This is a genomic window from Chryseobacterium sp. RR2-3-20, from assembly GCF_017808115.1.
Taxonomy (GTDB): Bacteria; Bacteroidota; Bacteroidia; order Flavobacteriales; family Weeksellaceae; genus Chryseobacterium; species Chryseobacterium oryzae.
In genome coordinates this window covers 1-12,940 of sequence record NZ_JADQBD010000015.1, presented here as the reverse complement: position 1 = coordinate 12,940, position 12,940 = coordinate 1, and the positions used below count along the sequence as shown (strand labels likewise).

Genomic DNA, 12,940 nt, shown 5'->3' with positions numbered 1-12,940 from the left:
TGTAAGATTATACATCAACAAGAAAAATAAAATTTAGATATGAAAAAAATACTGTTTGCGTTCATTTTGGGAACGTCCTTTATTTCTCATTCCTGCATAAATGATAATGAAGATCCTGTGCCTGTTGCACCGGTTCAGGGTTCTGTTGTAAGTCCGCATGTTGGAGGAGCAACGCAGCCTAACCAAATATGGTTCGATTTAAGCAAAGGAAAAGAAATTCTTACCAAACGTACCGATTGGGATCTTGCTTTATATACCGGAAACGATTTTAAAGTAATCCTCAACTCATCCATAATGATGGCGGCAGCTAAAATTGAAGGTGCCAATAATATTGATCTTGTTACTCAGTCGGATGTTTCTGCTTTAATGCAACTGGTTCAGGTAGGAAGTTTCAATCCGGATAACGAACATTATATAGATGATGTAAAAGGAAATTTCCCAACGGGCTATACAGCAATAGAAAGTATAAAAGAAAACGAAGGACAAAATGCTGTTTATCTTGTAAATATGGGTAAAGAAATTTACACTGGAAGCGTTGCAGTTGGTTCTGTAGCTACTGGTGGAGATTCCCGAGGTTGGATGAAAGTTCAGGTTGTAAGAAATTCTTCGGGGTACAAAATAAAATATGCCAAACTGAATGATACAACTCATAAAGAATTGCTGGTAGAAAAAAATCCTTCATATAATTACAATTTTGTAAGTCTTACAAAGGATAAAGAAGTTTTTATTCAGCCGGAGAAGAAACAGTGGGATTTGTGTTTCACAGTATTTACCAATATAATTTCCAATGCAGGAAGTTATGTATATGCAGATTTTGTTTTAAATAATAATGTTGGTGGAGTTGGAGCTTATGAAGTTAAAGTAGCAGCACAGACATCGGGAACAGAAGCGTATAATAATTTTAAGGCAGAAAATATAGATCCTTCCAAACTGGTTTATAACGACCAGAGAGTTATTGGCGGAAACTGGAGGAATCCTGTAGGAGCCAATGGTCTGGAAGTGTATGGAGATCGTTTTTATGTTATAAAAGATGCAGACGGATTTTATTTTAAATTAAAATTTACACGAATAACCAATACTTTGGGAGAACGCGGTTATCCTCAATTCGAATATCAACCTTTATAAAAATATAGTAAAAATGAAAAAAATAATTCTTGCAGCCTCTCTTTTGGCTGTAGTTTATTCTTGTAAAAAAGAAAATCAGAATCAGGCAGAAAATAAAACAGAAATTGCTTCGGAAACTCCGAAATCTAATCAGAAAATTGTTTCTCTAAGTGGCGGAATTACAGAAATTGTAAGTGCTCTGGGACACGAAAATGAAATTGTAGGAAACGATGTTACCAGTACCTATCCCGAATCGCTGAAATCTACTTCCAAAGATTTAGGACACGTAAGATCTATGACAATTGAGCCAATTATGGCAGTAAATCCAACTTTAATTCTGGCTTCAGATAAAGACATTAATCCTGAACTTTTAGGTAAAATGAAATCTTCCGGAATTAAAACAGAACTTTTTAAACAGGAATATACGGTAGACGGAACCAAAAAGCTGATTGAAGAAGTAGCAAAAGCATTAGGAAATACAGATTATCAAAAACTTAATGATAAAATAGATGCAGATTTAAAACAGATTCAGCCCATTGCAAAAAAGCCTAGAGTGCTCTCTATTTATGCAAGAGGAAATATGATGATGGTTTCTGGTAAAAATACTCCTATGGCTTCATTAATAGAAATTGCAGGCGGAGAAAATGCAGTAAAAGATTTTGAGGATTTTAAACCTCTTACACCTGAAGCTGTTGTAAAAGCCAATCCGGATGTATTGTTCTTCTTTTCTTCTGGTTTGCAAGGTGCAGGCGGAAATGAAGGAGTGCTGAAAATGCCGGGAGTTTTGCAGACAAATGCCGGTAAGAATAAGAAAATTATTGCAATGGACGGTGGTTTGGTTTCGTCATTCGGACCAAGATTAGGTGAAGCAGCGGTAGCATTAAACAAACTTTTAGTTGAAAGCACAAAGTAAATTATATTTTTATCTCTTTTTGAGTTTTCTATTGCTGGTTTTACTGGCAATAGGCTCTCTTAATATTGGTGTTTACGATTTCGGAGAAAATTCACCATTCATCATTCTGCAAAAAATATTGTCGGGTAGTACAGATGTCTCTTTAAGCGACCGATATGTAATTTGGGAAGTGAGAAGTGCCAGAATTGTGATGGCTGTTTTGGTGGGAAGCCTTCTTGCGGTATCTGGAACAAGTCTTCAGGGAATGTTCAAAAATCCTTTGGCAACCGGAGATTTAATAGGGTTAACCTCCGGAGCAACATTACTTGCAGCAATAGCAATTGTTTTAGGCAGTTATTTTAAAGAATATTTGCCGGAAGCAGTACAGTTTTCTCTAGTAGGAATTTCTGCATTTGTGGGAGCGTTATTAGCAATGCTTCTTGTGTATAGGATTTCTACTAGTGAAGGAAAAACCAATGTTGTAATGATGTTACTAAGTGGAGTTGCCATTACCGCAATAGGATTCTCTATTACTGGATTCTTAATTTATATCGCCAAAGATGAGCAGCTGAGAGATCTTACTTTTTGGAATATGGGAAGTCTTGCAGCAGCAACATGGACGAAAAATCTCATCCTTACTGTTGTTCTTATAGTTTCCTATCTCATTTTATTACCGAAAGGAAAGGCTTTGAATGCAATGATGTTGGGCGAAAAAGATGCAGAACATTTGGGTATTAATGTAGAAAGACTGAAAAAGCAAATAGTTCTTACCACAGCACTCATGATAGGAACTTGTGTAGCGTTTTCAGGAACAATTGGCTTTGTAGGTTTAATTGTCCCTTATATTCTTAGGCTTTTATTTAAATCTAATTATGTTTTCATACTTCCGTTATCGGCAGTTTTTGGAAGTATATTGCTTTTGTCGGCAGATACAATAAGCAGAAGCATAGTTGCCCCGTCAGAATTGCCAATAGGAATTTTAACGGCATTAATGGGAGGTCCTGTTTTCATTGCTATTTTAATTAAATTCAGAAAAACACTGTAATGATTAAGGCAGATCATATTAATTACAAGCACAAAGATTTTCATATTCTCAATGCGGTAAACGTCTCGGTAGAATATGGAGAATTTTTAGCCATAGTAGGTCCAAACGGAGCAGGGAAGTCTAGTCTTCTCAGTATTCTTGCCAATGAAATGAAAGCAGAAAAAGACAAAATTATATTCAAAAATAAGCCGATTGCCGATTGGGATTTGAGAGAAATTTCAAAACATAAGTCTAAATTCTCCCAGCATAACTCTGCCGAAATTCCTTTACAGGTAAAAGATGTGGTGATGATGGGACGCTATCCTTATTTTGATGCTCAACCGCACAAAAATGATGTAGAAGCAGTAAATGAATTGATGCTGGAAACGGAAATTATTCATTTAAAAGAGAGAGATTATAATTCTTTGTCGGGAGGGGAAAAGCAACGGGTGCATATTTCGAGAGTTATGGCACAGATGAAAAATGAAATCGCTCACAAATTGGTTTTTTTGGATGAACCTCTTAATAATTTAGACATTAAGCATCAGTACAGAGCATTAGAGATCATTAAAAAATTTACTCAAAAAGCGAATTCTGCCATAGTGGTGCTTCATGATCTGAATCTTGCAGCCCAGTTTGCAGATAAAATTTTGCTGATGAAAGGAGGGAAAGTTGCAAAATACGGAACACCAAAGGAAGTTTTTACCGAAGAAAATATTTCGGCAGCATATCATTTCCCTTGTACAATTTGCAAACATCCCGTAAATGATAACCCAATGATTGTTTTTGGATAAATGGAACAGAACGAACTGAAAATATTGGCACAGAATCTTGCAAATCCGCAAGGTGAGAAAGGTATTGAGATTGGAGAAATGATGAATGAAACCAATCTTGGGATGACGTTAGAAAGCATAAAAGCTTTGTCGGTTGAAGATGGCAACCATATTCTGGAAATCGGACATGGCAATGGCAGACACGTAGAAAACCTTTTGGCGAGAGCAGAAAATCTACGATATATAGGTATTGATATTTCTGAAACAATGCATATTGAAGCAGAAAAAAATAATACAAAATTTCAAGATAAGGCTGAATTTGTTTTATATGAAGGAGAAATACTTCCGTTTGAGGATAAAACTTTCGACAAAATTTTTACCGTAAACACTGTTTACTTCTGGAAAAATCCAGTGAATTTTTTAAACGGAATTTACAGAATCCTTAAAGATAACGGAACATTTGTTCTCACATTTGGGCAAAGAAATTTCATGGAGAAATTACCTTTTACGCCCTATAATTTTAAGCTTTACAATAATGATGAAATGGAACAGTTGATTTCTGAAAGCCATTTCAAACGAATGAAAATCTCCGAAAAAGAAGAAGAAATAAAAAGCAAAACCGGAGAAGAATTTATTAAAAGAAAATACACAGTTTTAACCATAAATAAATAATTAAAAATGAGCACATTAGTAAACGAACTGAAAGAAAAATGGGAAGCTCTAAAAGCAGAAAACCCACATGTAAGAATAAGAAATGCAGCAGATCAGCTTGGGGTAAGCGAAGCAGAATTACTGTTAACCAATGTAGGTGAAGGAGTTACGGTATTGAAGTCGGAATTTGCCAATATCTTAACAGAAGTAGAAAAATTAGGAAAAGTAATGGCACTCACGAGAAATGACGAATGTGTGCACGAAAGAAAAGGAATTTACCAGAATGGTGATTTCAGCAGCCCTCATGCTCAGCTTTTTGTGGGTGAGGATATTGATCTTAGAATTTTCCTTAATCACTGGAAATTTGCAGTTGCAGTTGTAGAAGGAGATAAAAAGAGCATTCAGTTTTTCGGGAAAGATGGTTTGGCATTGCATAAAATTTACCTTACAAAAGATAGCAATGAAGAAGCTTTTCAAGCTTTGGTAGAACAGTTTTCAGCAGAAGATCAAAATATTAAGCCAGAATTTGAATCTGTTGCACCAAAAGCTCCTGAAAAAGCCGATTCTGAAATTGATAAAGAAGGATTCCAAAATGCTTGGACAAACCTTAAAGATACCCATGATTTCTTTATGATGACCAGAAAATTCGGAGTAAGCAGAACACAGGCTTTAAGACTGGCTCCTGAAGGTTTTGCCATAAAAATAGAGCCTTCTAAAGTGGTTAATCTGCTTGAAGATGCTTCAGAAAAACAGTTTCCTATCATGGTTTTTGTAGGAAACAGAGGAATTATACAGATTCATACAGGAAATGTGAAAAAAACTCTATGGCATCAGCAATGGTTTAACGTGATGGATCCGGATTTTAATCTTCATCTGGACGTTACCAAAATTGCAGAAGCGTGGATTGTGAAAAAACCTACTGAAGATGGAGAAGTTACTGCAGTTGAGGTCTTTAATAAAGATGGAGAATTTATCGTTCAGCTTTTCGGAAAAAGAAAACCTGGTGTTCCTGAACTTCAGGAGTGGAAAGATTTGGTGGCAGGTTTATAAAATTTAGATTAAATATTGTAAAAAACCGTTTTGAAGAGTATTTCAAGACGGTTTTTTAGTTTCAGTTTTAATATTTTAACGATTCTTTTTAAAATCGTATTTAACACTTATATTCATAATATATTGTATTCCGATTTCAGGATCTTGATTGTTAATTATCTTATCAAAACCGTTGTAAGGTATTCCTTCATAGTAAAAAGTTTTACTTTTGCGTTCCATTTTTTTAATCATCAAATCATTATTGTAATATCCTCTCATCAAATCAAAATCAGAGCTTTCATATGCAGAGTATTGTTGATATTGCGATGCAGGAAAAATATAGTTTAAACTGTAATTCATAGTTGGATTTCCAATAATTTCTTTTTTATAGCTTTTTAAATACTCCTCTTTTTTTCTGTTGGCAATTTTGTTTGCTTCATATAGTAATTCCTGATGAATTTTTTCTAAATCATCATTCATGTAATCCACTTTTATAATGTCATAAATTTGATAATCTGATGCATAGGAAATTATTTTTTCAATTTCAGAATGATTAGAAATTGTAATAATGATATTTTTTTTAATTTCAAATCCTTTTATTTTTTCACTGATTAGTTTTTTATCGTCGGAAAGACTCACATCATACACTTTTGTCTGCGCAATAAAATCAACAAAGAAATTTTCTTTTTTGATACCTAGAAGACTAAGTTTTCTGATAAAATTTTGTATTCGTACATTAATTTTTTCAATTGCTTTTTTAGGAGATTCAGCTTCTTCACTCAACCCTAATGTAATTTTTAAAAAATCTGCTTTTTTATTGAGTAGTACATTCACATTTATTACCATTGTAGAATCGGTTGTATAAATGTTTTTTGAGTCTGAAATTTGTACTCGGTTGTTCTGATAAGAATTTTGGTTTTTATAAACTTGATTTCCAGATATTTGTGATTTAATCAAAATTGTTGAAACAAAGAGAACTAAAACAATTAAAATTTGAGTTTTGATGTTGTAAAAATGATTTTTCATAACGATTAATTTTTAAATTATGAAGCAAACTTAGTGGCTTACCAAAAGCATATTGCCTTAAACTTGGTGAAGCAAACTTTTCACTTGGTGAATCATTTTCTGCACATCAATTATATGTATATCTTTGTTTTATGAATTTGTTCAGGACTTTTTTGCTGTTTTCTTTTTTATTTTCTGTGGGTTGTCTCTATTCGCAGAGTGCGAACACAAAAGAAATTGTGGCAGAATCTTCAAAGCTCAAAAAAGCAGTGGATTCTAAAGACGAATCTGCAGAAGCCGATTCTTACTATAATATTGCAGAAACTTATCTGAAAAACGGAAATTTTGCCAAAAGTGAAGAGTATTTTTTAAAGTCGAAAAACCTTTACGAAAAGATCAATGACAAAAAGAATTTAGAAAAAGCCACGAGAAAGCTCGCCCAATCCCAGGAAAGCCAGAATAAGCTTAAAGATGCCGTGTCCAATTACGAAACTGCATCAAAAATTGGATATTCCAAAGCAGCGAAAACGATGAATTCTAATGATGCATCCAGAGTTTCTGCTCCTTCAACCGTGCAAAAAGCTTTGGCAATAAAGAACAATCTTGTCATCAGCGAAAAAGAGAATAATAAAGAAGATCTTGCTGCAGGATACAGCCAGATGGCAGACATAAATATTGAACAGAATAATGTTCCTAAGGCAGAAGAAAACCTTAATACAGCCTATAAAATCTCTAAAGAGGAAGCCCCCTTGCAGGCAATAGCGATTAATCAGAAATTAGCAGACCTTTACGTTGAAAATAAAAATTTTGACAAAGCAATTGAAGTCAAAAAAAAGGTTTTAAAAGAAGACTTCGTAAAAGAAAATTCAAAAAAGCAGGTTGAGCAAATTCAGGAGCTTGCAGATATTTACATCAAGAAAGATGACCCTAAAGAAGCTATTAATTTATTGAAAAAATCTTACGGAATTGCCCTTGAAAAAGGTCACACTCTGGAAGCTCAGAAAAGTGTAAAAAAGCTCGACAGCTTGTATCAGGTTTCTAAAAATATTGATGAATCCATAGGTTTATACCGAGATTTTCTGGGGAAATTACCCGCCCTGGTCTCTAAAGACAAAAGTCTGGTAGATGAAAAAATTCTGGAAGATACCGAGCAGAAAATTGAACAGCTTGAGCAGGAAAAAAAATTAAAAGACGAGCTTATCCGCAAAAAAAATCTATTCAATTACAGTTTAATGGGTGCTTTAATTATTTTAATAGGCTTAATCTTTTTCATTTTCAGGACCTTGAAAAAAGTTCAGATTAAAAACAAAAAAATTGCTTTACAGTCGCTTCGCCGTGAGATGAATCCGCATTTTATATTTAACAGCTTAAACTCCGTAAACCATTTTATAGCAACGAATAATGAGATGGAAGCCAACCAATATTTAACCAAATTTTCAAAACTGATGCGTGGCGTGATGGAAAATTCTGCGGATGATTTTATTCCTTTTCAGCAGGAATTAGATTTGCTGGAAAATTACTTAGCTTTAGAAAAAACCCGCTTCGCCGACAAATTTGATTACGAAATTGAAGTTGATGAAAATTTAAACACTCAAAACCTGAAAGTTCCCGGAATGCTGGTGCAGCCTTTTCTGGAAAATGCAGTTTGGCACGGCTTAAGATACCGAACAACTAAAGGTTTTTTAAAATTAAAATTCGAAAAATCTTCAGAAAGCCTGAAAATTACCATTGAAGACAACGGAATCGGCATTGAAGAAAGCAAAAAACAAAAAACCGAACATCAGAAAACCCGAAAAGGCCGCGGAATGAAAAATACACTTGAAAGGATTGCCTTGCTGAATGATTTGTACAAACAAAATATAGAATGCAAAATCACGGATAAGATAGATTCACAAGGCGTTTTTGTTGAAATAACTTATAAATTATCAAACTAGATTTTAATTTAAAAGGTTGAACTTTAAATCAAAACTACAGAATGAAAATAAAAGCCGTAATTGTAGATGACGAACTTATTGCAAGAGAAGTTCTCCGGAGTTATCTCGCAAAATACTGTCCGCAGATTGAAATTTTGGGTGAAGCGGAAAATATTAAAGAAGCTGTTCCCATGATTGCCCAAAAACAGCCGCAACTGGTTTTTCTTGATGTTGAAATGCCTTACGGAAATGCTTTTGACGTATTGGAAGCTACCAAAGATTTCTCCTATGAAACTATTTTCATTACCGCATTTTCACAGTATTCTCTTCAGGCTTTAAACAAATCTGCGAGCTATTATATTTTAAAACCGATAGACATTCAGGAGCTGATTTTGGCGGTAAATAAAGCAGCAGACAGCATTCAGAATAAAGAAGAACTCAACCGAAATAAAATTCTCCTCGAAAATCTAAAATTAAAGCCCGAAAAGCAACAGCTGATTCTGCCAACTCTCCAAGGTTTTGATGTGGTTAAAACGGAAGATATTATGAGACTTCAGGCAGATGGAAACTTCACTCAGGTCTATCTTACGGACGGTTCCAGGAAAATGGTGTGCCGCTTTCTGAAGCATTTTGATGATTTGCTGGAAAAGCCTTTCGTAAGGGTTCACCGTTCTCATATCATCAATACCAATTTTGTGAAATCGTATCACAAAAGCGGAACCGCAACACTTTCCGATCAAACAGAGATTGAAATTTCAGGAAGCTTTAAAGATCAGTTTCTGAAAGTTTTTGCGTAAAAATTCTAAAATTTTTATATCGTAATCAGTTGTAAAAGGCTATTTTGGGCATTGTTTTTGAGTTTTCATATATCATAAACAAAATATTATGAAAAGCTTTAAAAAAATTGCCATTCCGATTTCTTTAGGTGTTTTAGGATTTGTGATTCTGAATTCTTGTTCAGTAGGAATTCCCAAGGGAGCTGTAGCTGTTAACAATTTTAATTCCGATCAATATCTCGGCAAATGGTACGAAATTGCGAGATTCGATTATAAATTCGAGAAAAATCTGGATAATGTTACCGCTTCTTATTCTCTAAATCCGGATGGAACCATTAAAGTTCAGAATCGTGGCTACGATTATGTGAAAAAACAATGGAAAGAATCTATAGGAGAAGCAAAATTTGTTAATGATAAATCCGAAGCAAGGTTTAAAGTTTCGTTTTTTAAACCTATTTGGTCTGGATACAATGTTATTGATATCGACGAAAATTATCAATATGCTTTAGTGGTAGGAAATAATACAAAATACATTTGGATTTTATCTCGAACCACCGAAATTCCCGAAAGTTTCAAACAGAGATTTATTGCAAAAGCCCAAAAGTTAGGATATAATACAGATCATTTAATTTGGGTGAAGCACGATAAAGCCTGATAACATGATATTTATATTCTTGTTATCTCTTTTCCCTCCCAATTTCAGAGACTACAATGGTATCCGCAAGCATATCGTGTAAGCACTGATTTTTACTGTTGAAGAAAAACATTAGATATCCAATAAGAAAAGTAAGAGCATTAAGTATATTGGCAAAAAATCTACCGGTAGACTGTCCGAAAGTTACTTTTTTTCCGTCTGCACTTTCCAGTTTAATATTGAAAACTTTTTGTCCCAAAGTCTGTTGGTCTGTACTGCAATGCATGAGAGAGAAGTACAGCCAAGCCGGTAAAATAGGAATAATTGCAGCAGGAATAATAATGATGAAAATATCAATAATTCTCGCTAACAGCCTTTCTATAAAGCTTGCATAACGATAATGCACAATATAATTGGGATAGTAGATTTTTACAGTACGGTTAGAAAGAAATTCAATATTACCGATATTGGAATTGCTGTACATTACTTTTTTATCAACTTCTGGCAAATTTTCTTTTCTTGGAGCGGGTAAAAAATCATCAAAAAGACTTTTCAGAGCTTCAACTTTATGGGCTTCAATCCAGGTAGAAGTATTTTCCTGCCAAATAAGATCATATCTCTGTATTTTAAATTGCTTTAATTCTTCAATTGTAAAAGGTCCTTTTCTGTTTCCGGCATAATAAACAATAAATTTTTCTTCCATAACCTGCAAATATTACAAAGATTTTATCTCCTTATTGTGAAGTGCCAAATATAAACAACTTGCTTTGTTTTTTTAATAGTTTCAATGAAATTTATCCTAAAAACACGCAAATAATCTCAAAATATTTTTCATTTCTTACTCTGAACATCTATTGCAGTCTGTTTCACGGGTAAATTTTTCTTTATATCTTTAAAACTTGATTTTTCAATTGTAATTTCAACCTTAAATTAAAGAAGATTACCCAATATCATGACTTTTAAAGAGCAAATACAACAAGGGATTCCCTCTCAATTACCTCAGCCAAAACCATACGATAACAGCATCAACCACGCTCCTAAACGTAAAGAGATTTTAACGGAAGAAGAGAAAAAACTTGCGCTTAAAAATGCTTTACGGTATTTTGATCTAAAATTTCATGCAGAATTGTTGCCGGAATTCCGGGAAGAATTGGAACAATACGGAAGAATCTATATGTACCGCTTCCGCCCGGATTACGAGATGAAAGCCAGAGATATTGCAGAGTATCCTGGAAAATCTGAACAGGCGAAAGCCATTATGCTGATGATCCAAAATAATCTGGATTATGCCGTAGCACAACATCCGCACGAGCTGATTACCTATGGCGGAAACGGCGCAGTTTTCAGCAACTGGGCACAGTATCTTCTGACGATGAAATATCTCTCTGAAATGACAGACGAACAGACTTTGACGATGTATTCCGGTCATCCGATGGGCTTGTTTCCTTCCCATAAAGATGCTCCAAGAGTGGTTGTAACCAACGGCATGATGATCCCGAATTATTCCAAACCGGATGATTGGGAAAAATTCAATGCGTTGGGGGTGACTCAGTACGGGCAAATGACGGCGGGAAGTTATATGTACATCGGTCCGCAGGGAATTGTTCACGGAACGACGATTACGGTTCTCAACGCTTTCAGAAAAATCAATAAAGAACCAAAAGGCGGATTATTTGTAACTTCTGGTCTGGGCGGAATGTCCGGAGCTCAGCCAAAAGCCGGTAATATTGCAGGTTGTGTAACGGTGATTGCAGAAGTGAATCCGAAAATCACCAAAATCCGTCACGACCAGAAATGGGTGAACGAAATCCACGAAAATCTGGATGAATTGGTAGCAAGAGTAAGAAAAGCTCGAGAAAATAAAGAAACCGTTTCGTTAGCTTATCTCGGAAATATTGTTGAAGTCTGGGAAAAATTTGATGAAGAAAATTTGAGAATTGACATCGGTTCAGACCAAACCTCGCTTCACAATCCTTGGGCGGGCGGTTATTATCCGGTTGGGCAAAGTTTTGAAGAATCGAATACAATGATGGCAGAAAATCCTGAATTATTCAAAGAAAAAGTTCAGGAAACGTTGAGAAGACACGCTGCAGCCATCAACAAACATACCGTAAAAGGAACCTATTTCTTCGATTACGGAAATGCGTTTTTGTTAGAAGCCTCGCGAGCCGGAGCTGATGTAATGAACCCCAATCCGAGCTTGGGAAGAGAATTCAAATATCCATCTTATGTTCAGGATATTATGGGACCAATGTGCTTTGATTATGGTTTCGGCCCTTTCCGTTGGGTGTGTACAAGCGGAAAACCGGAAGATTTGCAAAAAACCGATGACATCGCCTGCCAAGTTTTAGAGGAAATGATTAAAACTTCGCCCGAAGAAATTCAACAGCAGATGAAAGACAACATCCAATGGATTAAAGGGGCTCAGGAAAACAAATTAGTAGTTGGCTCGCAGGCGAGAATTCTCTATGCCGATGCAGAAGGTCGAATGAAAATTGCAGAAGCCTTCAACAAAGCCATTGCAAACGGAGAAATAGGGGCAGTGGTTTTGGGTAGAGACCATCACGATGTTTCGGGGACAGATTCGCCGTACCGTGAGACTTCCAATATCTATGACGGCTCCAGATTTACGGCAGATATGGCAATCCAGAACGTCATCGGCGACAGTTTCCGCGGAGCAACCTGGGTGAGTATCCACAATGGAGGTGGCGTTGGCTGGGGCGAGGTTATCAATGGTGGTTTCGGGATGCTTTTGGATGGTAGCAATGATGCCGACAGACGTTTAAAATCGATGCTCTTTTGGGATGTGAACAACGGTATCTCCCGACGAAGCTGGGCAAGAAATGAAGGTGCTATTTTCGCCATCCAACGTGCCATGGAAGCAGAACCCAATCTGAAAGTGACCTTGCCGAATTTTGTGGATGAGAGTTTGTTTTAAAATTCCCCTCCTTTGGAGGGGTGGCAAAATTTGATAAAATTTTGACGGGGTGGTTTACATATAATACGGGGTGGTTTACAATCAATAATATCAGGTGTTTACATGGATCAGTAACAAAAGTTGGGGATTAATATTAAAAATTGATATTTTTGCAGAGGATGAAAACAGAAGACCTACTCAAGTTATTATTGCCTGAATACT

12 protein-coding genes are annotated in these 12,940 nt (G+C 35.4%); 10 read left to right on the top strand and 2 right to left on the bottom strand.

What is annotated here, in order from left to right:
• Positions 1 to 39: 39 nt before the first annotated feature.
• Genes IV513_RS05665 through IV513_RS05640 form a run of 6 tightly spaced genes read left to right on the top strand, consistent with a single transcriptional unit; the run spans position 40 to position 5,494 of the window.
• Complete coding sequence (locus IV513_RS05665; RefSeq protein WP_209389646.1) at positions 40 to 1,125, top strand: HmuY family protein; 1,086 nt, start codon at positions 40 to 42, stop codon at positions 1,123 to 1,125.
• 13 nt (positions 1,126 to 1,138) lie between these two features.
• Positions 1,139 to 2,017 carry a hemin ABC transporter substrate-binding protein gene (locus tag IV513_RS05660; RefSeq protein WP_209389645.1) on the top strand — a complete coding sequence of 293 codons (879 nt, stop codon included), beginning with the start codon at positions 1,139 to 1,141 and terminating at the stop codon, positions 2,015 to 2,017.
• Positions 2,001 to 3,041, top strand: a complete 1,041-nt coding sequence (locus IV513_RS05655; RefSeq protein WP_209389644.1) for an iron ABC transporter permease — start codon at positions 2,001 to 2,003, stop codon at positions 3,039 to 3,041. Before IV513_RS05660 ends, IV513_RS05655 begins: the two co-directional genes overlap by 17 nt.
• Positions 3,041 to 3,814, top strand: a complete 774-nt coding sequence (locus IV513_RS05650; RefSeq protein WP_209389643.1) for a heme ABC transporter ATP-binding protein — start codon at positions 3,041 to 3,043, stop codon at positions 3,812 to 3,814. Before IV513_RS05655 ends, IV513_RS05650 begins: the two co-directional genes overlap by 1 nt.
• Positions 3,815 to 4,465, top strand: coding sequence for a class I SAM-dependent methyltransferase (locus IV513_RS05645; protein WP_209389642.1), 651 nt, complete (start codon positions 3,815 to 3,817; stop codon positions 4,463 to 4,465).
• Between the two features lie 6 nt (positions 4,466 to 4,471).
• Complete coding sequence (locus tag IV513_RS05640) at positions 4,472 to 5,494, top strand: hemin-degrading factor (RefSeq protein ID WP_209389641.1); 1,023 nt, start codon at positions 4,472 to 4,474, stop codon at positions 5,492 to 5,494.
• A 75-nt stretch (positions 5,495 to 5,569) separates the two neighbouring features.
• Here IV513_RS05640 and IV513_RS05635 read toward each other — a convergent pair whose 3' ends face one another.
• Positions 5,570 to 6,499 (bottom strand): SIMPL domain-containing protein, encoded by a 930-nt coding sequence (locus tag IV513_RS05635; RefSeq protein WP_209389640.1) that lies wholly within the window; start codon positions 6,497 to 6,499, stop codon positions 5,570 to 5,572.
• Between the two features lie 218 nt (positions 6,500 to 6,717).
• On the opposite strand from IV513_RS05635, the gene IV513_RS05630 reads away from it, so the two are divergent.
• The 3 genes from IV513_RS05630 to IV513_RS05620 all read left to right on the top strand — a co-directional run bounded on the left by IV513_RS05630 (position 6,718) and on the right by IV513_RS05620 (position 9,822).
• The gene (locus tag IV513_RS05630; RefSeq protein ID WP_317196400.1) at positions 6,718 to 8,412 is read left to right on the top strand and encodes a histidine kinase; all 1,695 of its coding nucleotides are present in this window, start codon (positions 6,718 to 6,720) and stop codon (positions 8,410 to 8,412) included.
• Between the two features lie 41 nt (positions 8,413 to 8,453).
• A complete protein-coding gene (locus IV513_RS05625) occupies positions 8,454 to 9,188 on the top strand; it encodes a LytTR family DNA-binding domain-containing protein (protein ID WP_209389638.1) in 735 nt (244 codons plus the stop codon).
• A gap of 88 nt (positions 9,189 to 9,276) precedes the next feature.
• Entirely contained in the window at positions 9,277 to 9,822 is a 546-nt protein-coding gene (locus tag IV513_RS05620; protein WP_209389637.1) for a lipocalin family protein, read from the top strand.
• A gap of 22 nt (positions 9,823 to 9,844) precedes the next feature.
• Here the strand turns inward: IV513_RS05620 and IV513_RS05615 are convergent, their stop codons facing one another.
• On the bottom strand, positions 9,845 to 10,504 hold the full coding sequence (locus IV513_RS05615) for an RDD family protein (RefSeq protein ID WP_209389636.1): 660 nt from the start codon (positions 10,502 to 10,504) through the stop codon (positions 9,845 to 9,847).
• Positions 10,505 to 10,753: 249 nt separating this feature from the next.
• Here IV513_RS05615 and IV513_RS05610 point away from each other — a divergent pair, with 249 nt between their 5' ends.
• Positions 10,754 to 12,739 carry a urocanate hydratase gene (locus tag IV513_RS05610; protein WP_209389635.1) on the top strand — a complete coding sequence of 662 codons (1,986 nt, stop codon included), beginning with the start codon at positions 10,754 to 10,756 and terminating at the stop codon, positions 12,737 to 12,739.
• Positions 12,740 to 12,940: the final 201 nt, after the last annotated feature.